Source organism: Corynebacterium pyruviciproducens ATCC BAA-1742, assembly GCF_000411375.1.
Classification (GTDB): domain Bacteria; phylum Actinomycetota; class Actinomycetes; order Mycobacteriales; family Mycobacteriaceae; genus Corynebacterium; species Corynebacterium pyruviciproducens.
Window position 1 is genome coordinate 166,941 of sequence record NZ_KE150448.1, and the last position, 23,768, is coordinate 190,708.

The 23,768-nt window shown below is 65.0% G+C and carries 22 protein-coding genes; 12 read left to right on the top strand and 10 right to left on the bottom strand.

Features of this window, described 5'->3' with window-relative positions; genetic code table 11:
- Window positions 1–18: 18 nt before the first annotated feature.
- Genes metE through metX form a run of 3 tightly spaced genes read left to right on the top strand, consistent with a single transcriptional unit; the run spans window position 19 to window position 4,253 of the window.
- Window positions 19–2,256, top strand: a complete 2,238-nt coding sequence (gene metE, locus HMPREF1219_RS10265; RefSeq protein WP_016458867.1) for a 5-methyltetrahydropteroyltriglutamate--homocysteine S-methyltransferase — start codon at window positions 19–21, stop codon at window positions 2,254–2,256.
- A gap of 6 nt (window positions 2,257–2,262) precedes the next feature.
- Window positions 2,263–3,171 (top strand): methylenetetrahydrofolate reductase [NAD(P)H], encoded by a 909-nt coding sequence (metF, locus tag HMPREF1219_RS10270; RefSeq protein ID WP_016458868.1) that lies wholly within the window; start codon window positions 2,263–2,265, stop codon window positions 3,169–3,171.
- Between the two features lie 29 nt (window positions 3,172–3,200).
- Entirely contained in the window at window positions 3,201–4,253 is a 1,053-nt protein-coding gene (gene metX / locus HMPREF1219_RS10275) for a homoserine O-acetyltransferase MetX (RefSeq protein WP_016458869.1), read from the top strand.
- Window positions 4,254–4,261: 8 nt separating this feature from the next.
- On the opposite strand, the gene HMPREF1219_RS10280 is transcribed toward metX, so the two are convergent.
- Window positions 4,262–4,594, bottom strand: coding sequence for a DUF3017 domain-containing protein (locus HMPREF1219_RS10280; protein WP_016458870.1), 333 nt, complete (start codon window positions 4,592–4,594; stop codon window positions 4,262–4,264).
- Window positions 4,587–5,453 (bottom strand): bifunctional methylenetetrahydrofolate dehydrogenase/methenyltetrahydrofolate cyclohydrolase, encoded by an 867-nt coding sequence (locus tag HMPREF1219_RS10285; protein WP_016458871.1) that lies wholly within the window; start codon window positions 5,451–5,453, stop codon window positions 4,587–4,589. Before HMPREF1219_RS10285 ends, HMPREF1219_RS10280 begins: the two co-directional genes overlap by 8 nt.
- 9 nt (window positions 5,454–5,462) lie before the next feature.
- Between HMPREF1219_RS10285 and HMPREF1219_RS10290 the strand changes: the two genes are divergently transcribed.
- Window positions 5,463–5,948, top strand: a complete 486-nt coding sequence (locus HMPREF1219_RS10290) for a tRNA (cytidine(34)-2'-O)-methyltransferase (RefSeq protein WP_016458872.1) — start codon at window positions 5,463–5,465, stop codon at window positions 5,946–5,948.
- On the opposite strand, the gene HMPREF1219_RS10295 is transcribed toward HMPREF1219_RS10290, so the two are convergent.
- The 3 genes from HMPREF1219_RS10295 to HMPREF1219_RS10305 all read right to left on the bottom strand — a co-directional run bounded on the left by HMPREF1219_RS10295 (window position 5,945) and on the right by HMPREF1219_RS10305 (window position 9,019).
- On the bottom strand, window positions 5,945–7,150 hold the full coding sequence (locus HMPREF1219_RS10295; protein WP_016458873.1) for a hypothetical protein: 1,206 nt from the start codon (window positions 7,148–7,150) through the stop codon (window positions 5,945–5,947). The genes HMPREF1219_RS10290 and HMPREF1219_RS10295 overlap by 4 nt on opposite strands.
- Window positions 7,151–7,241: 91 nt before the next feature.
- On the bottom strand, window positions 7,242–8,561 hold the full coding sequence (locus HMPREF1219_RS10300) for a PH domain-containing protein (protein WP_016458874.1): 1,320 nt from the start codon (window positions 8,559–8,561) through the stop codon (window positions 7,242–7,244).
- Window positions 8,558–9,019: a PH domain-containing protein gene (locus tag HMPREF1219_RS10305; RefSeq protein ID WP_040427758.1), complete on the bottom strand. Its 462-nt coding sequence runs from the start codon at window positions 9,017–9,019 to the stop codon at window positions 8,558–8,560. Before HMPREF1219_RS10305 ends, HMPREF1219_RS10300 begins: the two co-directional genes overlap by 4 nt.
- Before the next feature lie 241 nt (window positions 9,020–9,260).
- On the opposite strand from HMPREF1219_RS10305, the gene HMPREF1219_RS10310 reads away from it, so the two are divergent.
- Entirely contained in the window at window positions 9,261–9,857 is a 597-nt protein-coding gene (locus tag HMPREF1219_RS10310) for a hypothetical protein (protein ID WP_040427761.1), read from the top strand.
- 56 nt (window positions 9,858–9,913) lie between these two features.
- Here the strand turns inward: HMPREF1219_RS10310 and HMPREF1219_RS10315 are convergent, their stop codons facing one another.
- The gene (locus tag HMPREF1219_RS10315; RefSeq protein ID WP_040427763.1) at window positions 9,914–13,012 is read right to left on the bottom strand and encodes an error-prone DNA polymerase; all 3,099 of its coding nucleotides are present in this window, start codon (window positions 13,010–13,012) and stop codon (window positions 9,914–9,916) included.
- A 191-nt stretch (window positions 13,013–13,203) separates the two neighbouring features.
- Between HMPREF1219_RS10315 and HMPREF1219_RS10320 the strand changes: the two genes are divergently transcribed.
- From HMPREF1219_RS10320 to HMPREF1219_RS10335, 4 genes are read left to right on the top strand one after another with little or no spacing between them, the layout of a single operon-like run.
- Window positions 13,204–14,082 carry a MetQ/NlpA family ABC transporter substrate-binding protein gene (locus tag HMPREF1219_RS10320; protein WP_016458878.1) on the top strand — a complete coding sequence of 293 codons (879 nt, stop codon included), beginning with the start codon at window positions 13,204–13,206 and terminating at the stop codon, window positions 14,080–14,082.
- 52 nt (window positions 14,083–14,134) lie between these two features.
- On the top strand, window positions 14,135–15,208 hold the full coding sequence (locus HMPREF1219_RS10325; protein ID WP_016458879.1) for a methionine ABC transporter ATP-binding protein: 1,074 nt from the start codon (window positions 14,135–14,137) through the stop codon (window positions 15,206–15,208).
- 2 nt (window positions 15,209–15,210) lie between these two features.
- Window positions 15,211–15,888: a methionine ABC transporter permease gene (locus HMPREF1219_RS10330; protein ID WP_016458880.1), complete on the top strand. Its 678-nt coding sequence runs from the start codon at window positions 15,211–15,213 to the stop codon at window positions 15,886–15,888.
- 9 nt (window positions 15,889–15,897) lie between these two features.
- On the top strand, window positions 15,898–16,497 hold the full coding sequence (locus HMPREF1219_RS10335; protein WP_016458881.1) for an HAD family hydrolase: 600 nt from the start codon (window positions 15,898–15,900) through the stop codon (window positions 16,495–16,497).
- On the opposite strand, the gene HMPREF1219_RS10340 is transcribed toward HMPREF1219_RS10335, so the two are convergent.
- Window positions 16,429–17,325, bottom strand: coding sequence for a sucrase ferredoxin (locus tag HMPREF1219_RS10340; protein ID WP_016458882.1), 897 nt, complete (start codon window positions 17,323–17,325; stop codon window positions 16,429–16,431). The genes HMPREF1219_RS10335 and HMPREF1219_RS10340 overlap by 69 nt on opposite strands.
- A 75-nt stretch (window positions 17,326–17,400) precedes the next feature.
- On the opposite strand from HMPREF1219_RS10340, the gene HMPREF1219_RS10345 reads away from it, so the two are divergent.
- Complete coding sequence (locus HMPREF1219_RS10345; RefSeq protein ID WP_016458883.1) at window positions 17,401–18,021, top strand: AMIN-like domain-containing (lipo)protein; 621 nt, start codon at window positions 17,401–17,403, stop codon at window positions 18,019–18,021.
- Here the strand turns inward: HMPREF1219_RS10345 and HMPREF1219_RS10350 are convergent.
- Together HMPREF1219_RS10350 and HMPREF1219_RS10355 are read right to left on the bottom strand one after the other, a co-directional pair.
- The gene (locus HMPREF1219_RS10350; protein WP_016458884.1) at window positions 18,018–19,565 is read right to left on the bottom strand and encodes a Y-family DNA polymerase; all 1,548 of its coding nucleotides are present in this window, start codon (window positions 19,563–19,565) and stop codon (window positions 18,018–18,020) included. The two genes, HMPREF1219_RS10345 and HMPREF1219_RS10350, sit on opposite strands and share 4 nt — an antisense overlap.
- 3 nt (window positions 19,566–19,568) lie before the next feature.
- Entirely contained in the window at window positions 19,569–20,216 is a 648-nt protein-coding gene (locus HMPREF1219_RS10355; protein WP_245554459.1) for a hypothetical protein, read from the bottom strand.
- 72 nt (window positions 20,217–20,288) lie between these two features.
- On the opposite strand from HMPREF1219_RS10355, the gene HMPREF1219_RS10360 reads away from it, so the two are divergent.
- Window positions 20,289–20,717, top strand: coding sequence for a hypothetical protein (locus tag HMPREF1219_RS10360; protein WP_016458886.1), 429 nt, complete (start codon window positions 20,289–20,291; stop codon window positions 20,715–20,717).
- 25 nt (window positions 20,718–20,742) lie between these two features.
- Window positions 20,743–22,131 (top strand): pyridoxal phosphate-dependent decarboxylase family protein, encoded by a 1,389-nt coding sequence (locus HMPREF1219_RS10365; protein WP_016458887.1) that lies wholly within the window; start codon window positions 20,743–20,745, stop codon window positions 22,129–22,131.
- A gap of 30 nt (window positions 22,132–22,161) precedes the next feature.
- Here the strand turns inward: HMPREF1219_RS10365 and guaA are convergent, their stop codons facing one another.
- Entirely contained in the window at window positions 22,162–23,703 is a 1,542-nt protein-coding gene (gene guaA / locus HMPREF1219_RS10370) for a glutamine-hydrolyzing GMP synthase (RefSeq protein WP_245554460.1), read from the bottom strand.
- Window positions 23,704–23,768 lie beyond the last annotated feature (65 nt).

Sequence of the window (23,768 nt, forward strand, 5' to 3'; positions counted from 1 at the left end):
AAGGACACCTCTTCAGCCATGACCACGACAATCGTCGGCTTCCCCCGCGTGGGCGCCCACCGCGAGCTCAAGTTCGCCACCGAAAAATTCTTCCGCGGCGAGATCTCCGCCACTGAGCTCCAGGAAACAGCTAAGGAACTGCGTCAAGGACAGTGGAAGCTGATCCGTAACGCAGGGATCGATGAGATTCCCTCCGGCGACTTTTCCCTCTACGATCAAACCCTCGACGCCGCTGTCCTCTTCGGCATCGTCCCCAAGCGCTACCGCGACTTGGGGCTCACCCCGCTCGAAACATATTTTGCCCAGGCCCGCGGTTACCAAGGCGAGAAGGGCGACGTCAAAGCTCTGCCTATGAAGAAGTGGTTCAACACGAACTACCACTACATCGAGCCCGAGCTCGAGGCATCGCAGACCATCGCCCTCACCGGCACCCAGCCGGTGGACCAGTTCCTCGAGGCGAAGGAGCAGGGGATCATCACCCGGCCGGTGGTTGTCGGCCCGTTCACCCTCTTCCAGCTGGCTAAGAAGGAGGAGGGCCTGGACGAGGACGCCGCCATTGAGGCCCTCGGTTCCGCTTACGGTGAGCTCCTCACCAAGCTTGCCGACGCCGGTGCCCACTGGATCCAGCTCGACGAACCGTCGCTCGTGGTCGACCTTTCTGAAGAGGATCTCGCCCGGTTCACCCGCCTCTACGAGTCTCTCCTGGCCAACAAGGGCACCCTCAAGGTGCTCGTGCAGACCTACTTCGGCGACGTTCGCGACAGCTACGATACGCTCACCTCGCTCCCCATCGACGGCATTGGCCTCGACTTTGTTGAGGGCCGGCAAACGCTCAAGCTCGTCACCGGCTCCGGCTTCCCCGCCGAGAAGACCCTCTTCGCCGGCGTGGTCAACGGCAAGAACATCTGGCGCAACAACTTCGCGGCCACCCAGGAACTCCTGGGCCGGGTTCGTGACGCCGCCGCCACCGTGGTGCTCACCACCAGCTGCTCCCTGCAACACGTCCCTTACTCCGTGGAGTACGAGACGGATCTCGCCCCCAAGTACGTCAAGCACCTAGCATTTGCCGTCGAAAAGCTAGGAGAGCTCACAGCGCTGGACCGCGGGGCAACCGACGCGGGACTCGGCGAGCGCGACGATGTCACCGACCGCAAGGTGCAGAAACGGGTAGCAGGAATCACCGAGAGCGACTACCACCGCTCCCCCGAACGAGACAAGCGCGACCGCGTGCAACGCGAGGAGTTCCAGCTCCCGCTCTTGCCCACCACCACCATCGGCTCCTTCCCCCAAACCACGGACGTGAAGGCTACCCGCAAGGCCTACCGCACCGGCGAGATCACGGCGGCGGAGTACGCGGACTTTAACAAGAAAAAGATCGCCGAATGCGTCGCCTGGCAGGACCAGACCGGGCTCGACGTCATCGTCCACGGCGAGTACGAGCGCAACGACATGGTCGAATACTTCGGCCAGCACCTCGACGGATTCCTCTTCACCCGCAACGGCTGGGTGCAGTCCTACGGCACCCGCTGCGTCAAACCGCCGCTGGTGTGGGGCGACGTATCCCGGCCCGCCCCCATCACCGTCGAATGGTCCTCCTACGCGCAGTCGCTCACCGAGAAACCCGTCAAGGGTATGCTCACCGGACCCGTCACCATCCTCAACTGGTCTTTCCCCCGCGAGGACATCTCCATCAAGGAATCCATCCTGCAGATCGCCCTCGCCATCCGGGACGAAGTACTCGACCTCGAGCGGGCCGGGATCCGCATCATCCAGGTGGATGAGGCGGCGCTGCGCGAAAAGCTGCCGCTGCGCAGGTCCGACTGGTTCAGCGAATACCTCGACTTCGCCATCCCGGCGTTCCGGCTCGTACACAGTGGCGTGGACGCGACCACACAGATCCACACCCACATGTGTTACAGCCAGTTCACCGACATCCTGCCAGCCATCGACGCGCTGGACGCGGATGTCATCACCTTCGAGGCATCCCGCTCCGACCTGGAGATCCTCGACGCTTTGGTCGAGTGCGACTTCCGTACCAACATCGGCCCGGGCGTGTACGATATCCACTCCCCGCGCGTGCCGTCGGTGGAGGAAATCGTCACCCAAATTAAGCGCATCGCCACCACGATCGACGTGAAGAAGCTGTGGGTCAACCCCGACTGCGGGCTCAAGACCCGTGGTGAGGAGGAAACCAAGAAGAGCCTCACCAACCTCGTCGCCGCCGCGCGCGAAGCACGGGATACCCTACGCAGGTGATGGGCCATGAAAACGACAGAACTGTTTAAGCGTAAGACGGTCTTCTCCCTGGAAATTTTTCCCCCAAAGAAGACGGCGTCCATCGCCACGGTGTATGACACGCTCGATGGGCTCGAGGGGATCCACCCCGACTTCATCTCGGTCACCTTCGGCGCCGTGGGAGCGGGCGACAACACGCACACGTTCCCCATCGCCAGCACGGTGAAGAAGTACTACCAGATCGAGGGCGTGGCCCACCTGCCTGCCATCGGGCTCACCCGGGACCAGGTGCGCGAGCGTTTGGACGAGATGAAGGCGCGGGGAATTGACAACGTCCTCGCCCTGCGTGGCGACCTGCCCGCGGGCGGCGAGCAGCCAACGGGCCACTTCCCGCACGCCAGTGACCTCATCGCGTTCATCCGCGAGTACTCGGACCTCAACATCATCGCCGCGTGCTACCCGGAGACGCACCCCGAGTGCCCCAGTCGCGTGGACGACATCCGCAACCTCAAGCGGAAAGTGGACGCCGGCGCAAGCCACCTCATCTCGCAGCTGTTCTTTGACAACTCACGGTTCTACGGTTTCCTCGAGCGCTGCGACCTCGCGGGCATCGATGTCCCCATCGAGGCGGGCATCATGCCGGTGGTAAACAAGACCCAGATCGAGCGCATTACGTCCCTGTGCGGTGCGGAGATCCCCCACAAGTTCCGCGTCATGATGGACCGGTTTGGCGATAACCCGCGCGCCATGCGCGATGCCGGTATCGCCTACGCCATCGACCAGATCATCGACCTCATCACCCAGGGCGTGGACGGAATCCACCTGTACACCATGAACAACCCATACATCGCCCGGAGGATCAACGACGCGGTGAGCACCCTCATCGCCAACACCCCGCCGCGGGCCGCGCACCGCAAGGTGTTCGCGCTCGCGTAACACCGCAACAGAAAGGAACCCGGAGCCCCATGACAAACCACCACGTGACCATCGGCGATTTCCGCACGGAGGCAGGCGCTGTCATCCCGCAGGTGGATTTTGTCTACCGCACGTGGGGGACATTCCGGGGCGACAACGCCGTGCTCGTGGAACACACGCTCACCGGCGACCACAACGCCGACGAGTGGTGGCCCGGGCTCATCGGACCAGGTCTGGCCATCGACACGCGGCAATACTACGTCATCTGCGCCAATGTGCTTGGTGGTTGCAAAGGCACCACAGGCCCGTCCAGCCCCCACCCGGACGACGGCAAGGCGTTTGGTTCCCGCTTTCCCGCCATCTCCATCCGTGACCAGGTGGAAGCGGAGTACGCATTTCTCCACGCGATCGGCGTCGATCGGCTGTCCGCCGTCATGGGTGGCTCTATGGGTGGGGCCCGGGCGCTGGAGTGGGAGGTCTCCCACCCCGAATACATCGAGCGCGCCTTCGTCCTCGCGGTCTCGGCCCGTGCCAGCGCCTGGCAGATCGGTATCCAAACCGCGCAGATCCAGTTCATCGAGCAGGACCCGAACTGGTGCGGCGGCGATTTCTACTCCCGCGGCGTCGCACCCCATGATGGCATGGCTGCTGCCCGTCGCATCGCCCACCTCACCTACCGTGGAGAACAAGAAATTGACGAGCGCTTTGGCGTGGACCCGCAGGACAAAGAGAACCCGCTTGGCCCCTACCGCGACCCCAAGCAGCGTTTCCAGGTGCAAAGCTACCTCGACCACCAAGCGGAGAAGCTCGTCGCGCGCTTCGACCCGGGATCCTACGTGGCACTCACGGAGGCCCTCAACCGCCACGACGTGGGCCGTGGGCGCGGCGGGCTCATCAAGGCCCTCGATTCAACCAAGGTGCCGACGATGGTCGCGGGCGTGGATACCGACATTTTGTACCCCTATCACCAGCAGGAGCACCTGGCCCGCAACCTGGGCAACGTCATCGGCATGCACAAGATCGTCTCCCCCATCGGCCACGATGCCTTCCTCGCCGAGACCCGCCAGCTAGACCGTATATTCCGGAACTTCTTCCACGTGTAGTGTGTCGGCTAGCTCCCCAGCGAATCCACCGATGCGGCGAGGACCATCATGACGAGCCCCACGGCGGTGGTGAACATGATGTCGAAGCGCCGGGAGCGCACGGAAAGCACCCCGAGGATGTGGGAATCGCACACGGCGCGCAGGACGGACAGGACGAGGAAATCCAGGCCCAACACAAAGGTGGCGCGACGCCAGTGCTCGGTGAAGAGGAACGCGAGCACGGCGACAAGCCCCACACAGAACACCCCCACGCCCACCTTCTGCCACAGCGCGGGCAGCCGGGAGGGCGGGAGGTTTACGTCATGGGGGTTGTCTAGGCCAATGACTGGCTGGTTACTCACCTGGGGTGATCCCCGCCTGGCGCTCGGCGTTTTCCACCACGTTGCGCACGAGGAAGGCGCGGGTGAGCGGGCCCACGCCACCGGGGTTCGGGGAGATGGCGCCGGCCTTTTCCCAGCAGTCGGGGTGGACGTCGCCAAGCAGCTTGCCGTCCTTGCGGGAGACTCCCACGTCGAGGATCGCGGCGCCCTCCTTGATCATGTCGGGGGTGAGCATGTGCGGCTGGCCGGAGGCCGCAATGATGATGTCCGCCTGGCGGGTTTCGGCGGCGAGGTCCTTGGTGCCGGTGTGGCAGAGCGTCACCGTGCAGTTTTCGCTGCGGCGGGTGAGCATGAGGCCGATCGGGCGGCCGACGGTCACGCCACGGCCGATGACGGTGACCTTGGCGCCCTCGAGCGGGATGTCGAAGCGGCGCAGCAGGTGGATGCAGCCGTTGGGCGTACACGGCAGCGGTGCGGGCTCGTTGAGCACGAGTTTGCCCAGGTTGACCGGGTGGAGGCCGTCGACATCCTTGGCTGGGTCGATGCGGCCGAGGACGGCGTTCTCATCGAGGTGGCGCGGGATCGGCAGCTGGACGATGTAGCCGGTGCAGGCGGGGTCCTCGTTGAGCTCGTCGATGACCGCAAAGAGCTCGTCCTGGGTGATGTCTTCGGGGAGGTCCTTGCGGATGGAGTTGATGCCGATCTTCTCGCAGTCCTTGTGCTTCATCTTGACGTAGGACTGGCTGGCGGGGTTCTCGCCGACGAGCACGGTGGCAAGACCGGGGGTGATGCCCTTGTCTTTGAGCGCCTTGACGCGCTTTTCTAGGTCGACGAAGATTTCGTCGCGGTACATTTTTCCATCTAGCTTGAGAGCAGTCATAATTTAAGTATGCCAAAAATCCCCACTCCATTCGCCCACGTTGTTTTCGAGCACCCCGTTATCCCCCCGAATACGGGAAATGCGATCCGAATGTGTGCGGGTACCGGCGCCCACCTCCACCTCATCCGCCCCCTCGGGTTCGAGTTAGACGACCGGCACCTGCGCCGGGCTGGGCTGGACTACCGCGATCTCGCGCGCGTCACCGTCCACGATTCACTGGAGGATTGCTTGTCGACGCTCCCCGGCTCGCGTGTCTTCGCTTTTACAGGTCACACTACCTCGATGTTGTACGACGTCTCCTTTCGCTTCGGTGACGTCCTCCTGTTCGGCACCGAGCCCACGGGGCTTACCGACGAGGCGATGACCCACCCGCGCATCACCAGCAAGGTGCGCATCCCCATGCTGGAAGGCAGAAGGTCCATGAACCTCTCCAACGCCGCAGCTGTGGCCACCTACGAGGCGTGGCGGCAGCTTGGCTGTCCGGAGGGCATCTAGCTGGCGCGACGGTCCTGCCTCATGGTCACCCACGATTCCGCCTCGGTGTCCACGTTCTTGGCCAGCGCGTATCGCATCACTTTCTGGCCCATCTCGGTGAGCTGAGCCTTGTCCCCCAATCGCTTAAAGTTGGCTTTCTGGATGCCGAAAATGCAGCGGACGATGTAGTTGTACTTGAGGGCCTCGCGGGCATCTTTGTCCCCCATCTCCGCGGCGAGGGTGCGCAGCCTGGAGTACAGCTCAATGGGTTTTACCTCGAGCTGCTCGGCGACGGCGGGGCCCCCGAGGTAGGAGACGAGGGCATCGAGTAGCGCAATGGGGCGATCGCTGTCGCTCACGAAGCTGGGGAGCGTTTGCCACATGAGGGTGGCGTACATCTGTGGCTCGACGAGAACCTCCCAGGCGTAACTGTTGCAGCAAATCCCGCCACAGCCGGGGTCAATATTGATGAGCCCCATGTTGTGGAAGACATCGAGGACGATGCTCATAACCTCCTCATCGTCGAAGCGGGCAACTCCCCGGACGTTGTCTTTCACCCACTGGCGTACCTGCTGTGGGAACGGGTGCTTCGAGTGGAGTTTCAAGTGTGGCGCTTCGAGCTGCACCATCCGTAGGAAAGGGTCGAAACGCTTGGCCAGGAATTCCCCGATTTCTTCTGCGTCGCCGTCGAAGAACGTGTGGTGCTCCTGCGTGAAATTGCACAGCCCGATAAGGGTGAAGAGCATCGGCCCGAAGCGGGTGGGCCAGGATTTTTCCCAGCCGAACTTCTCCGGCTCGTTGAGCACCTCCACGGCCGTGGTATACACGCCGGCACCGTCCGCATCGACACTCATCCGCTGCTGGTACTTGGGTTCCGGCTGGGAGTTCTTCAGCATCATCTCGCCCATGTTTCCCAGCACGATGGTGCGCAGCAGCATCTCTTCTTCTGGTTCCAGAATCTCGAGATCATCGGCGACTCCCCCCAGGAGATCTTCTACGCTGTCCCAGTCTGCGGTGGCCGAAAAGACCGCATTGAATTCCTCCAGACGGGCATCCGGATCACACACCAGTGGCATCATTGCGAGACACAGATCCTCGAACGAGTGCAATTGGATGGTCGTCTCACCAAAACTTCCGAGATCCACAGGACCGTCCAGAATTTCCGTCTCCTTTACCAGTGAGACGAAAAAATCACCTTGTTTTGTGGTGGCCGATTGAGCCATAAATCCCCCCAAAATGTAGTTAGATTGTGCGCTTTCTTATGCGCCTTGTCGCCATCATAAAACGGCTCCCCCACCCCCGCAACAGATACGGCTATAACGCAGGCAGCTCCCGTTTTCTTAGCAGATCGGTGAGCTCGAAGGCATCCTCGGTAGAAAGATTGTGGCCCGCCATAGAAACCGGGCCAGGAACAAGATCGAAGCGGACGGTGGCGAGATCCCACGCCTGGTTCAACGGGCCACGCTTGACGGTGAGCTCCTGAATGTGCGAGAGCTCCACGATCTTCACCTCGCGGTGGAAGCGCCCCTCGTGGGTGATGGCGCGGCCACCGGTAAGGGTGACGGCCTGCTGGTCGCGGTCGAGCGGGCTCGCCCAGATGGCCCGCTTGGGGCTGACGTAGGTGGGGGCGGTGGCACCGCGCGGATCGGCGACGGAGAAATCTTCATCCGGGCCGAACTTGGCAAGGATGCGCGCCACGTGGCACGCCTGCTCGTACGAGCCGACCGGCAGGATCTGCGTGGGCTTTTCCTTGTCCCCCTGGCCGTAGCCCGCGACGGAGCACTCCACCCGCCACCAGCCGGTCAGGCGCCACGCCCACGGCTGGATGACACGCACGCCGTGGACTCGGTGGACTGGAATCGTCTGGCGGCGCAGATCGGCCAGGCCATAGGAAATGGACAGGTTAGTGCCGTCGAACCACGCCGTGTAGTGGAAGGCGCGGTCGATCACGCCCCACAGCGCCACGACGATGCCGAGCAGGATGGGCAGCGCGCCCGCAAGCCCCGTGGCCCACAGGGAGAGCCCCATAAAGCCGGCGGCGAACAGGTTGCCCACGCGCAGCGCCGCCGCCCCGAATGTGGTGGACACGGGGATCGTGGGAATAATCACGTCCCCCCGATCGTCGACAAGCGAGGGGAGACTAGAGGAATCCCGGAGCCGGAGGACCTCCGCACGCACAGCCTCCGCCTCCGACCTTTTCAGGAACTCGATCCTCAGGGACGAACCGACGCCACCGGCGACCTCGACGTTGACGGCGGCGAGCCCAAACACGCGGGCGACCACCGACTCCTTAATGTCGACGGCCTGGATCCGGTCGTAGCGGGCGCTGCGCACCTGCGTGTGGATGATGCCGTGCTTGGTCTGCACCTCGTCGGGCGTGAACCGGAAACCCAGCGCGCGCCACCACAGCATGGACAGCGCCCACAGGACAAGGCACGACACCACAGTCACGCCCGCGCCGATGCCGATGTAGCGCAGGTACGGGCCAGATTCATGGACGATGTCGCCCGCCGCCCCCACCAGCTCATCGCTCACGTTGACAAGGGTGACGGCGAGGATGGCGAAAATAGCCGTCCAGAAGTGCAAGAACGGGGTAAGCCGGTGGACGCGGCGCCACTCAATCGACCCGCTCACAGCCCACTCATCCTCTCCCGGGCCCGCTCCGCCAACCGGTCACGCAACGCGTCCGCCTCCGCCGCGGGCAAACCCGGGATCGACGCGTCCGTCGACGCACTCGCCGTCTTCACCGCCACCACCTTGAGGCCAAAGAGGCGCTGGAACGGCCCCTGCGTCACATCGACGTACTGGATGCGGCCGTAGGGCACCACTGTGAACGTGTGGAAGAACTTCCCGCGGGTGATCATGAGCTCATCCGGGGCCTCCCGCCACCCCAGGTAGCGCACCTGGGCCGGCAACAACCAACACAGGTACGCAAACAACACGACGAACGCCACCGCCCCCACGTACAACCATGTCCACCACAGGTATCCCGCAACAGCGCAGGCGACGGCCGGCACGAGGCACCACACGGCGGCCGAAAGTACCCGCGACACCGCCAGCTTGCTCGAAACAGCGTTCATCGATTCGCTCATGTGCACCAGGGTACTAGCGGCGAATTCCCCTCCACAGCACCGACACCGGAATGTTGACATGTCCTTTTCTACACAAAAGGGGGTAACGCCCATCGATAAAACTCATGGTCAGCGCACGTGCAGTAGTTTCTCAGCATTTACACATTTTTGAAGCTGATTTTCAGGTGGTATGGAGATTACTATCAAGGCAAAGCAGTTCGTTTTTCTGCTTCCGAATAATCCACCTAAGAAAGGGACTCCCATGAAGGGATTCAAGAAGGCATCTATCGCTTCCGTCACCGCGATCGCCGTTGCCGCCGGCATGTGCACCCCGGCATTCGCCGAGGAAGCTAAGGCAGAGTCTGGTGTCAAGATCACCGACAACGTCTGCACCATTACTATCCCTAAAGCAGAAGCCGACCTTCTGGGCATCACCACTACCCCGCTAACCGTGAAGGTCTCTGACGCCCAGAGCAAGCTCGACGAACTTCTCGCGGCATACAAGGCAGACGCAGAAAAGCAGACCCCGGCCGACAAGGACAAGAAGGCTGACAAGAAGGAGGGCGCTGCAAGGGCAGCCGACGGCAAGACCGACACCCCCAAGACCGACTGGAAGGCAAAGTCCACCACCTACGCCAGCGTGGCTTCCGCCTACCGCAGCTGCGCTGCAGGCAAGGAACAGAGCGAGGTCGATTACGATCTCGCCGGCATCTTCAGCTCTCCCGCCGGCGAGCCGAACGAGACGAGCCTCGGGCTCATCATCTGTGGCTCCGTGCTTACCGCACTCGGCCTCATCGCAGCCCTGCTCCCGCAGCTCAAGTCCCTGCTCCCCGCAGAGATCGCTGCAATGCTCCCCTAACCTGTAAGCGTTAAGCGTTTCGGCGCCCTCGGCCTGCCCGGCTGGGGGCGTTTTCCTTACCTAAAGTCCCGCGACCCCCGGGACATGTACTCGCCTATCGCCAGGGGCTCCAGCTTGTCAGCCTCGAGGGTGGCGGCGCCGTTGGCGTTGCGGATGATGCCGCGGATGAGGAGGGCCTTGGCGGTGAGCGCCACCTTCTTGTAGCGCTTCCACAGGCCGACGGAGACCACCACGTTCATGAGCCCCGTCTCGTCCTCCACCCCGAGGAACGTGACCCCACCGGCGGTGGCGGGGCGTTGGCGGTGGGTGACGATGCCGGCGACGGTGATGCGAGTGGCGTCGACAAGCGATAAAAGCTGGGACGCGGGGACGATGCCGTGGGCGGAAAGCTGGGCGCGCAGGAACGCCATCGGCTGGGCGTGGGGGGTCACCCCGGTGGCGGCGACGTCGGCGGCGAGCAGCTCAAACGCGGACATGCCGGGCAGCGCGGGGGCGGTGAGCGCACTCATCCCCTCAAGCATCCCCTGCTTCTCCGTCGCGGCGACACCGGCGGCCCACAGCGCCTGCCGACGATCCATTCCAAAACCGTCGAGCGCACCGGCGCACGCCAGCGCCTCCACCTGCGACACCGTGAGATCGGCCCGGCGCGCGAGGTCCGGAATGGAGGCGAACGGGCGGGCGGCCTCCACCCGCGTGGCGACCTCCTCCCCCAGGCCACGGACGAGGTTGAGCCCCAGGCGGATCGCGCGCCCACCGTCAGCAGTGTCGGCCTCCACGCCGGAAACCTGCACGTCGATGGGCAGGATGGTGATGCCGTGGCGGCGGGCGTCGGAAATGAGCGACTGCGGGGAGTAGAACCCCATGGGTTGCGCGCGCAACAAGCCGACGGTGAATTCCGCCTGGTAGTAGTACTTGAACCAGGCGGAGAAGTAGACGAGGCCCGCGAAGGACTGGGAGTGCGACTCGGGGAAGCCGTAGGAGGAAAACGCCACCATTTTGGTCCACAGCTTCTGCGCCACGTCGCCGGTGATGCCGTGCGTCTGTTCGAGCCCGGCAAAGAACCGCTCCTTGAGCTTGGCCATCCGCTCCGGGGAGCGCTTGGACCCCATGGCGCGGCGCAGCTGATCGGCCTCGGCGCCGGTGAACCCCGCGGCATCCTTGGCCATCTGCATGAGTTGCTCCTGGAAGAGCGGGATGCCGAGGGTTTTTTCCAGCGCGTTTTTGAGACACGGGTGGTCGTAGGTGACAGGCTCCTCGCCGTTGCGGCGGCGGATGTAGGGGTGGACGGAGCCGCCCTGGATGGGCCCGGGGCGCACGAGCGCGACCTCCACCACGATGTCGAAGAAGCGGCATGGTTTGAGCCTAGGCAGGGTGGACATTTGCGCGCGGGATTCCACCTGGAACACGCCAACGGTGTCGGCTGCCCGCAGCATCGCGTAGATGTGCGGGTCCGTGAGGGGGATTTCCCACAGGTGGACGTCGATGCCGCGGTGGGTTTTCACCTGGTCCACCATGTGGTGCAGCGCGCCGAGCATGCCCAGCCCCAAGAGGTCGAATTTCACCAGGCCACCGTAGGCGGCGTCGTCCTTGTCCCACTGGATGACGCTGCGGCCTGCCATCCTCGCCCACTCGGTGGGGACGACGTCGGCGATGGGGCGGTCGCAGATGACCATGCCTCCGGAGTGAATGCCGAGGTGGCGGGGCTGGCCCTTGAACTGGGCGGCGAGGGCGAGCACGTCGCGGGGAGGCTCGTCCACCCCGCGTGACCAGCCGTCGATGGCGCCCTGGGGGTAGCCGAGGGCGCGGGCGGCGTCGCGCAGCGCCCCCTTGGTGCGGTAGGTGATGACGTTGGCCACCTGCGCGGCGTTGTCGCGCCCGTAGGTGCGGTAGACGTACTGAATCACCTCCTCGCGCCGGCCGGCCTCGATGTCGAGGTCGATGTCGGGCGGGCCGTCGCGGTCGGGCGAGAGGAACCGCTCGAACAGGAGTTTGGCGTGGACGGGTTCCACGGCGGTGATGCCGAGGGCGAAGCACACGGCGGAGTTGGCGGCGGACCCGCGCCCCTGGCAGTAGATGTTTTCGCGGTGGCAGAAATCGACGATGTCGTTGACGATGAGGAAGTATCCGGGGAAATCGAGTTCCTCGATGACGGCGAGCTCTTTGGCAATCTGCTCCCGCGCCTGGTCCTTGATCTCTTGCGGTCGGCTCCGGTACCGCTCCGGCGCTCGCTTATCGACGAGTGATCGCAACGTTTCCATCTCGTGCGGGAGTTTCGGCAGTCCCGGTGCCACGAGGTCAAACGAGAAGGCGCACTCTTCGGCAACGCGGACGGCCTCGCTGACCAGCTCCTCCCTGCCCGGCGCGGCGCGCAGGAGCCGCTCGGCGCCGCGCAGCCACGGCGCCCCCATGGGATGCAGGTGGGGCTCGGCCTGGGCGACGGATTCCCGGCGGGCGAGCGCCGCCTTGGCGGCGGCGAGGCGGGCATCGGCGATGGTGGCGGCGCGGGGAGCCCCGGAGAGGATGCGGCTGAGCGCCGGGTCCTGGGCGTCGAGGTCGGCGAACTGGTCGGCATCCTCCGGCAGGCCCCGTACCTGGTATTCCAGGCTGATGTTCTCGGCACCGAAGATTTCGATGATGGTGTCAAGCTCCGGCAGCCACTCGTGGCTGACAAGCACGTGCCAGTTGCCGTGGAGCTGGGCGAGCGGCGGGTAGCACAGGACATCCTTCTCCCCACTCTCCATGTGCGCCTGCGTGAGGAGGTAGGAGAGTTCCTTGTAGCCCTCATAGCCGCGGGCAAGCACGGTGAGCCGGCGACCGGGCTCAAGGGAGAGCTCGGCACCGAACACAGTGGCGAGGCCTGTGCCCTTAGCAGCCTCGGCAAACTTCACCGCCCCATAGAAGCCGTCCCGGTCCGTCAGCGCGAGGCCGCGCAGCCCCAGCTCCAAAGCGCGCTCAACGAGGTCCTCCGGGTCGCTCGCACCACCGAGGAAGGAGTAGGAGCTGGTGCAGTGGAGCTCGGCGAACGGGCGCGCAGACGGGGCCGGGGGACGCTGGGTGCGCGGGCGCTCAGAGGCGGGGACAAGCTCCGGCACGTCCCGGCCGCTCATGACCGCCTCGAGGGTCCGCCAGCTCAGCGGCGCGGCATTAATCCCCATCCCTTCGAACACGTGGCCTATTTTCGCACTAATGTTCTCATGGCGCAAGTTTGAACCAAGCGGTTCATGCGTTTTACTGCAAATACGGTGGTCTGACCGGTTTTTCCTGGCGTAAAAATAGACCAAGTTGTACATTAGCCGTGTTACTGCTAGCGTTACGTTCCAACAACACCGATAAAGGAGAAATACATATGTTGAAGAAGCTCACCGCCCTCGCAGTGGCCGCCGTCGTCGCCGGCACCGGCCTTACCGCCTGCGGTAACCAGGAATCCGCCGATAGCGCAACGGAGACCGTCCGCATCGGCACCACCGACGGCTCGAAGAAGGCGTGGAAAGTCTTTGAGGACAAGGCCAAGGAAGAGGGCATCAAGCTCGATATCCAGAACTTTGGCGATTACTCCACCCCGAACACGGCGCTCTCCGAGGATCAGCTCGATGTCAACCTCTTCCAGCACATCAAGTTCCTCGCCGAGTACAACGTGGGCGCGGGCGATGACCTCACCCCGGTGGGCTCCTCGGAGATTGTGCCGCTGGCCATCTTCTGGAAGGATCACACCTCGCTTGACGGCATCGACGGCGAAGGCATCGCCATTCCTAACGACCCCTCCAACCAGGGTCGCGCCATTAACGTCCTCGTCCAGGCCGGCCTGGTGAAGCTCAAGACCGACGGTCTTATCACCCCCACGCCCGCCGACATCGACCAGGCGGCCTCCAAGGTGAAGGTCCAGCCCGTGGACGCGGCCCAGACCACCGCCGCCTACGGCGAGGGCAAGCCCGCCGTGATCAACAACTCCTTCCTCGACCGCGCCGGCATCGACCCGACCACGAGCGTCTTCCAGGATGACCCGAACTCCACCGAGGCCGGGCCGTACATCAACGTGTTCGTAACCAAGGCTGAGAAGAAGGACGACCCGACCATCCAGAAGCTCGTCAAGATCTGGCACGACCCCGAGGTCACCGCAGCTGTTGCCGACGATTCCAACGGCACCTCCGTGCCGGTCGACCGCCCGGCCGCCGAGCTGCAGGAGATCCTCGACCGCCTCGAGGCCGATCAGAAGGCCGCTAAGTAGCAATACCCCGCTAATCGCCTTTCGGGGCGGTTTTTCGAGTTTCGGAGAACACGTGGCAACACCTCACACAGCCGGCACACGCGTAGAGTTCCGGCACGTAACCAAAATCTTTTCCAACGGCCAAAAAGAGACGAAGGCCCTTGACGATATCAACCTGACCGTCGAACCCGGCGAGATCCTCGGCGTCATCGGCTACTCAGGCGCGGGCAAGTCCACCCTCGTCCGCATGATCAACGGGCTGGACACCCCCACCTCCGGTGAGGTGCTCATCGACGGCACGGACATCGTCCCCCTCCCCGAACGCAAGCTGCGCACCCTGCGCAGCTCCATCGGCATGATCTTCCAACAGTTCAACCTGTTCACCTCCCGCTCCGCCGCGGCAAACGTGGAGTACCCGCTGAAGCTCGCCGGCGTGCCCAAGGCGGAGCGCAAGAAGCGCGTGGCCGAGCTGCTCGATTTCGTCGGCCTGGGTGACAAGGGCAAGAACTACCCGGAGCAGCTTTCCGGTGGCCAAAAGCAGCGCGTGGGCATCGCCCGGGCGCTCGCCACCAACCCCTCCCTTTTGCTTGCCGACGAAGCCACCTCCGCCCTCGACCCTGAAACCACCCTCGACGTGCTCGAGCTACTCCGCCGGGTAAACAAGGAACTCGGCATCACCATCGTGGTCATCACCCACGAGATGGGCGTGGTGCGGGCCATCGCCGACAAGGTCGCCGTCATGGAGTCGGGCCGTGTTGTGGAATACAACGACGTGTACCACGTGTTTTCCGACCCGCAGACCGCCGTCGCCCAGCGCTTCGTGCAGACGACCCTGCGCAACGAGCCCGACCAGGTAGAATCCGAATCCCTCCTCGCCGAGGACGGGCGCCTGTTCACCATCGAGCTCACCGAGCACTCCGGCTTCTTCGACGCGGTCGGCGACGCCCGTGCCGCCGGCGTGGGCATCGGCATTGTCCACGGTGGCGTCACCACCCTCAAGGAGCACTCCTTTGGCAAGATCACCGTCCGGCTCACCGGCCCGGACGATGCGATCAACTCCTTCGCCGAGCGCCTCTCCCACACCACAGAAATTTCTGAGATCGACCGCGACGAGGTCGCCCGCCAGGCACTCGGAGGTAACCGCTAACTATGACCACAACGTATCTCGCAGCCGACTGGAACCGCCTCGGCGATACCTTCCTCGAATCCATCCAGCAGACGCTCTTCATGGTGATCACCACGATCATCATCGGCGGCATCGCGGGGCTCATCATCGGCATCCTCTTGTACACCACCCGCAAGGGCGGCATCATGGAGTCGCGCCCCGCCTACTTCGTCCTCAACTTCCTGGTCAACTTCATCCGGCCGATCCCGTTCATCATCTTGGTGAGCTTCTTGGCCCCGGTGACCAAGGCGGCGGTGGGGTCCACCATCGGCACGGTTCCCGCCATTTTTGTCATGAGCGTGGCGGCCACGTTCGCCGTCGCCCGCATCGTGGAGCAAAACCTCGTAGCCATTGACCCCGGTGTCATCGAGGCGGCCCGCTCCATGGGCGCAGCCCCGTGGACGATCGTCCGCACCGTTATTCTGCCGGAGGCGCTCGGCCCGCTGATCCTCGGCTTCACGTTCATCTTCATCGCCATCGTCGATATGTCCGCCATGGCGGGCTACATCGGTGGCGGCGGCTTGGGCGATTTCGCCATCGTGTACGGCTACCGCGCCTTCGACCTCGAGGTCACCTACGTGGCCACGTTCATCATCATTATCATCGTCCAGATCGCCCAGCTGTTTGGCAACTGGTTGTCCAAGAAGGTCATGCGCCGCTAAGCTACCGGCGTGACTTCACTACTGTTTGACCTCTACGGGGTCGTCATCAAGCACCGCACCCCCGCCGACCGCGCCCGCGTGGTTGAGCGGCTCGGTGTCACAGATACGGACAGCTTCTGGGCCACCTATGAAAAGACCCGCGCTCCTTACGACGCGGGTCTTATTTCTGACAGCGACTGGTGGGCGAACCTCTCCCCTGATATCGACGTAGCCACAGCCGCCGCCGTGGAAGCCGACACGCTGAGCCACGCCCATCCGGGGATGGTGGATCTTCTGGCGGACCTCCACGAGGCCGGCTTCCGCATCGGGGTCTTAAGCAACCTGCCCCACATCCTGGTCGACAAGCTGCTCGCCGTCCACCCCTGGTTCGCCCAGCTGGACTCCCTCACGTTCTCCTGCGAGATCCACGTGAACAAGCCCGACCCGCGCGCCTACGCCCACGCCCTCGCGGACCTCGATGCCACCGCCGAGGACACCCTCTTCTTCGATGACACCCCGGCAAACGTCGCCGCCGCCCGCGAGGTCGGCCTGCAGGCTGCCCTAGTGCAGCGCGCCGACCCCGTCACCTCCGTCCGCTCCGCTCTCAAGCTTTTCGACGCTATCCCCTAGCGCCACCCACTGTTCCACCGTCTTCGGTGGTTTCCCACACGACGCCACTGCGCCCTCGCGCGTCACCTTGTCCACCTGCACGGAAAACTTCCCGGCCCGCCCCTGAAGGACCACGCGGTCGGGCGAGACGCTGACAAGCTCCAGCTCGCCGCGAGCGACGGGATACCGGGCCGCAACAGCCACCTCGGCGGCCTGCACAGCCGGGGGAAACAGCGACCGCCCGCGCAACTGCGGGACGAACAGCGAGACAGAGGTGAGCGCAGCCACCGCCGCCTCCACGTTCAGCCGGCCGTACGAATACCCCCACGGCAGCAACTGAAACACCGGCGCAAAACGGTGCCCCTTGTTGTGCGACGTTTCCCAGATCGTCTCCCCGCCGAGTCGCTCATCCAGCGCCTTCGCCAGCGGCCGCCCCTTCACCGCGCAGCACAGGTCTCGCTTGCCGTGCGTGCACACGAGCCCCAGTGGGCCGGCAACGTGCTCGCCCTGTGGCGCCAGCAGGTCAATGTCCAGGATGTCCTCCGCGCGCTCCACCACGGTCCGCACAATTTCCGGACGCGGCCCGAACCGCACCACATACACCGACGGCTCCCCGCGCAAATACTCGTGGATTTCCGGCTTGCGGATGAACTGGAACCCATATCCCACTTCCTCCACATGCTTTTTCAGCGACGCCGCAACCGGGCCCAGTGCCGTCCCATCGAGCACGTCGTGGCCCCAGCCACCGAGGCGTTCAAACAGCACGAGCCCCTGGCCCGTCTTCGCCGTTCCGGGGAGGCTTTCGGCCAGGACATCCGAGCACCGCACCGGCGCATCCGTAGTTAGCATGCCCTACATTGTACTTTTACAACGATTTGGTCACGTCCGTGGCGGTAACCGTACCCGGCCCGCTACGGTGGAGTTATGAAACCAATCGTCACTTGCGTAACATGCCTTGCAACCGCGCTCGCCCTCGTGAGCTGCTCACCGGAGGACGAGGCTGCCCCGACGGCATCCACCACAACGGTGACAAGCCCCGCCGAGACGGTGAAGTCCGCGGTGGAAGCCCCCGCCACCGCCGATACCGCTACCGATAACACGTCACCCATCGGCGAGGCCAGCCTGGACAACAAGACCGGCTACCCCGAGGGCGGCGCGCAGCTGCTGGCCACTAATATCCGCGTCGGCCACCACCAGGGCTTCGACCGCATCGTCTTCGACCTTGAGGGCACCGGCACGCCCGGTTACTTTGTTTCCTATACCGACGAGCCCGCGCAGCAGGCCAGCGGTTTCCCCCTCGTCCCCGCCGGTGATTCGTACCTGCAGGTGATGATTGATGGCACAGCGTACCCGTTCGAGGTGGGCCAGGAAGCGCGCACACTGTCCACCACCCCGAACGAGCAGGTGGTGAAGGACATCCTCGACGGGGGCATGTTCGAGGCACAAAGCCAGTACATTGTGGGCATCAACGGCCCCAAGAAGCCGTTCGCCGTCGGTGTGCTGACCAACCCGACGCGGCTCGTGGTGGATGTCATCACCGACTAGCCGTATACCGCCTCGATACTCCAGCGCCCGTGGCTCCACACGATGAGCCACGCGTGCTGGCGATTCGTGCGCACTTCCCGGCCCACCACCTGCATCCTGGCGCGTCCGGCGCCGTCGCCCTCCCACCAGCGCCCGTCCACGGGCCACGGCCCGGCCCACGCCGTCACCTCGTACCGCTTCTCCCCCCACGCCAGCGCGAAGGGCTCCCCCGTCAGCTGCGCCTCCCCGTCGATCTCCACCCCTGTCCCTTGCTTGTCGACGATCTGGAGGTGCGACGCCGGGTGGTTTTCTCCCCCACCGCGCCTGGCTGGGTACGGGGCCGGGATCTGTCCCAACCACGGCCCCTCCACCGGGCGCGCGGGGGCGCGCTGCTCACCGAAGGGGACGAGCTCGACGCGCTCCACGGGGCTGCGACCGCCGCTGGCGACGGGCACAAGAACCTTGTCGGTGCCGAGGGTGGACTGCAGCCGCATCGCGGCCCGGCGCGCCTGCTGTTTCTTCGCGTTTCCGCTGTTCCACAGGCCCGTGGAGTCCGGCGGGTGACATTCCAGCGGCGTGAGGGTGAACTCGATGATCCCGCCGGCCTCCGCCTGGGTGGTGCGGGCGGTGAGCCAGCCGTCGAGCTGCCAGCGCACGCGGTCGGCGGTGGTATCCTCGTTGAGTTCCTCGCGGGTGTGCCACACGCGCTCGACGGTCTCCCCGCCCGTCATGACGGCGGTGACCTTGAGGCGCACGCATGTTAGCCCCGCGCCGGCGAGCCTGGCGTGGAGCCGCGCGGCGAGGTGGCGGGCGGCGAACGCCGCGGCGTCGACACGCGAGATGGGATCCTCGGGGACCATCGTCACCGCAAGCTCGGGCACGGGCACCGCGGAGGAGACCTTCCGGCCGGGGTCGGCGCGGGCGATGGCGTGGCAGCGCGCGCCCGCGGTGCCAAACCTGGTGGTGATGGCGGTGGAGGGCAGGGCCGCAAGCTCCCCCAGGGTGCGCACGCCGAGGTCCACGAACTTCCGCACCACCTCTGGGTCGCAGTGGAGAGCCTCCTCGGAGGCCAGCACGGAGACGGGCTGGGTAGCAAGGAACGCCTGTGAGCCACCGGACGGGACGATGGCCTCGGCGCGGGCGGCGATGAAGGCGGTGGTGACCTCGTCAGCGATGCCACCGTAACAGTCCACACCACGGCAAGCCGCGGCGTCGAGAAGCTTCTCGGCGGCGGCCTCCTCACTGCCGTGGAACTTCGCGGCGGCGCGCATGTCCACCACCACGAGCCCCGGGCGATACACCTCGACGGTGGAGGCCACATCGTCCAGGCCGGCGACGATCGGCTCGAACACGCGCGCATCCCGGTCCACATCCCGCGGCGCAGAGCGCAACCCGGGGACGAGCGCCTGCGCGGCGCGCAACCGCATCCCCCGGCGCACACCCCGCGCCCGGGCCGCGGCGTTGGCCACCCACACCGCACCGTTGTCCGTCACCGCAGCGGGAGCGCCAGCCAGGTCGGCGGCGTGGATCGGCCAATCCGGAAACCACAGCGCCATGACGCGCATCGGCTACACCACCCGCAGCGTTGGCTTTTCCGGCGGCTGCTGGCCGATGTACAGCGACCCCGTGCGCGCCTGCCGCGCTTTCGTCTCCGCCCGCACGCTCACCTCAATGGAGCGGATCCGCCCCGTGCCGCGCGAGATCCCCGCAAAGCCCGTCACCTCGCCGGTGAGCGTCAGCGCCGACGACGGCAGGTGCGCACCCACGGTGACGAGCGCCGCCGTGCCCTCGCGCAGCTTCGCGCCGAGTGGCCGGGCCACCGTCGGCGGCACAGACCAGGCGCGGGCGGTATGGAATACGACGAGGTCCACGTTCTGAGCCAGCACCCCCACCACGTGCAGCGGGTCGACACCGGCATCCGGCACAACAAGCACCGTGTCCCCCGTGACGATAAGCTCCGGCCAGCCCACCACCGCCACGCTATCGCCCGCGCTGGACGCGTGTGCGATAATCTCGACGGCGAGCGCCGCGCACTCGTTCATGTGCGTCACCGCCCGGCGGGGCAGGCCACCGCCGGAAAGGAGCGCGGAAAGCGGGCCGGAAACCGCCACAACATCGTCTTTTGTAACGCCAGGGGCGTGGAACGAGTCGGGCACACCCATTTTTGCCATGCGCGCGCGAAGGTGCGCGATCCGTGCTTCACGGTTTTCGAACACCTCCCCTTTTAGAACGCTCGTTCCCACCATGTTCCCTAACTTACTGCCCCGCCCCGGGCACCGTCAAGTACCATGATGGCCATGTATTACGGCACCATGCGCTCCCACCACACCCCCATCGACGCCCCGCCGCTCGTGCGCATCGGCGCCAGCGCACTGGCGGGCGTGGCCACCGCCGTCATGACCACGAGCCTGCCTATGTCGTGGTCGGCGCCGCTGGCGCTGGTGGCGGTTATCGCGGCCGTCGCCGTCACGCTCACCCACCCGTACCGGCGCGAGCTTCGCGGGTACTATGCGGCCCACGGCGGGTTCGCCTCCACGGGCCGCAGCAAGGTGCAGTTCTTTCTTCCCCTGTTTCCCCTGTGGGCGCTGCTCATGGTGAGCCCACTCATGGCGCCCGCGCACCCCGTTTTGACGGGCGTCGTCTTCCTCGCCGGGTTTGCCGGCACGTGGGTTGTATTCCCCCACATAGATGGGACACGGCTGGCGGCGTACCTGTAAGAGCGAGGGGGTAATCTAGAAGAATGTGACTAGTAATCCTGTAACTTTTAACCCGCGCGTCCCGGAGCTGGCCACCCAGTTCATCGGGACTATTTTCAACGATTACGATCCCCGCTCCTACGCCCCCGGTGCGGATTTCCTCACCCGTCAGGAGGATCGCCAGCAGGTCTCCCCCACGGCGATTCCCGCGGTTGGTCGCCCCCTTGCGGAAGCTACGAAGGAGCTTGTCGACGTCCTGGAGCACGACTCCAACCTCCGTCACCCTCGCTTCTTTGGTTTTATTCCCGGCCCGGCCCAGTCCGTCTCCTGGCTTGGCGACGTCATCGCCACCGCCTACAACCCGCACGCCTCCAACTGGGCCCAGTCCCCCGGCGCGAGCGCCTTAGAAAAACAGGTCATCGACTGGGCCTGCGAGGCCGCAGGCATCAGCGCCCCCAACCGCGGTGGGATCCTCGTTTCCGGCGGCTCCATGGCAAACCTCACCGGGCTCATGGCGGCCCGCGAGTCCCGCGTGCCACTGGACCAGATCCCGCGCGCGGTGGTCTACACCACCGAGCAAACCCACTCCTCCGTGAACAAGGCCCTGCGTATCCTCGGCATCTCCCACATCCGCACGCTGCCGGTGGATGACGCGTTCCGGATGCAGCCCACTGTGCTGCGCCAGGCCATCGAGGCGGACAAGAAAGAGGGCCTCCTTCCGTTCGCCGTGGTGGGCACGTGTGGCACGACCAACACCGGCGCCATCGACCCGCTCGATGCCATCGCTGACCTGTGCGACGAGTTTGACCTGTGGTTCCACGTCGACGGGGCCTACGGCGGCTCGGTGGTGCTCAGCTCCCGCAAGGCGGACGCCCGTGGCGTGGAGCGCTGCGACTCCATGGCGTGGGACGGCCACAAGTGGCTGTTCCAAACCTACGGGCTCGCCATGGTGCTGGTGAAGAACCGCGCGGACCTCGTGCGCTCGTTTAGCGCCGGCGGCGAATACCTGCAGGACGTGGAGGGCGGCTCGCACAACCCGGACTGGTGGGACATGGGCCCGGAACTAACCCGGCCCGCCCGCGCCCCGCGCCTGTGGCTCACGCTGCAGACCGTCGGCACCGAGCGGCTGTCGCAAATGATCGACAGTTCCATCTCCGTGGCCGAGCTGTTTGAAAAGGAGATCCAGTCCGTCGAGGGCATCAGCATCGTCACCCCGGCATGCCATGCCATCGTCACGTTCACCACCGGCGACGAGGCAAAGAATGTGGCGCTTGCGGAATACCTCCGTCGCCACAACATCGCCGGCATCTGGACCACCACCCTCAACGGCAAGAATGTCCTCCGCCTGTGCACCATCTCTCCCGATGAAACCGAGGAGGATATGGAGGCACTGGTGAAGGACATTGAAAAGGCGCTGAAGAAAATTCAGTTATAGCCGCCGTGACGGTGCACTACCGCGCGAAAACTACTCCCACTCAATCGTCGCCGGGGGCTTCGAGGTGACGTCGAGGACCACGCGGTTGATCTCCGGCACCTCGTTGGTGATGCGGGTGGAGATCTTCTCCAAAACGTCGTAGGGGACGCGGGTCCAGTCGGCCGTCATGGCGTCCTCGGAGCTCACGGGGCGCAGGACGATGGGGTGGCCGTAGGTGCGGCCATCGCCCTGGACGCCGACGGAGTGGACGTCGGCAAGCAACACAACGGGGCACTGCCAGATCTCGGAATCGAGGCCGGCGTCGGTGAGCTCGGTGCGGACGATGAGATCGGCGGCGCGCAAGATATCGAGGCGCGCGCGGGTCACCTCACCGATGATGCGGATGCCAAGCCCCGGGCCGGGGAACGGCTGCCTGCCGACGATCACCTCGGGCAACCCGAGCTCGCGGCCCACGGCGCGCACTTCATCCTTGAAGAGCAACCGCAACGGTTCAACAAGCTCGAACTCCACGTCGTCGGGAAGCCCACCGACGTTGTGGTGGCTCTTGATGTTGGCGGTGCCGGACCCACCACCCGACTCAACAACGTCCGGGTACAGGGTGCCCTGGACCAAAAAGCCCACGTCCTGGCCGTCGAGGACGCCGGCGACCGCGCGCTCGAAGGAACGGATGAACTCCGCACCGATCGCCTTGCGCTTCGCCTCCGGGTCCGTCACGCCGGCAAGCTTGGACAGGAACGCCTCGGACTCGTCCACCGTGACGAGCTTCGCGCCCGTCGCCTTGACAAAGTCCTCCTCCACCTGCTGACGCTCCCCCGCGCGCAACAAGCCATGATCCACGAACACGCAGGTGAGACGGTCGCCGATAGCGCGCTGGACAATCGCCGCCGCCACCGCCGAATCGACGCCACCAGACAGGCCACAGATCGCCCGCCCGTCACCGATCTGCTTTTTGACCTTCTCCACGAGCTCGTCGGCGATATTCTCCGCCGTCCACTCCTGCTTCAAGCCGGCGATCTCCGTGAGGAACCGCGTGAGCACCTCCTGGCCGTGCTCGGAATGGAGCACCTCGGGGTGGTACTGCACGCCCGCCATCTTCTTCGCCGGGCACTCGAACGCCGCCACCGGCGCACCCGCCGATGTCGCCGTCACCGTGAAGCCCTCCGGGGCCTTGCTCACGGAATCGCCGTGGCTCATCCACACGTTGTGCTCATCCAAGCCCTCGTGCAGCACGCCGTCGGTGGGCTCCAGCTTCGTGCGGCCGTACTCGCGGTCACCCGTGGCGGCCACCGTGCCACCCAGGGCGTTGGTCATCGCCTGGAAACCGTAACAAATGCCGAACACGGGAACGCCGAGCTCCAACAGGCCCTCTTGGAGGGCGGGGGCACCGTCCTCGTACACCGACGAGGGGCCACCGGAAAGGATAAGCGCGGCTGGGTTCTTGGCTTTCACCTCTTCCACCGGCATCGTGTGAGGAATAACCTCGGAGTACATGCGCGCCTCACGCACGCGGCGAGCAATGAGCTGCGCGTACTGGGCGCCGAAATCTACAACTAATACTGGGCCTTGAGTCACGCCTAACATTCTAACCCACCTGCCATTATTCCCGTTCCGGTTGCGGGCCCACACGGGTGGTTTTA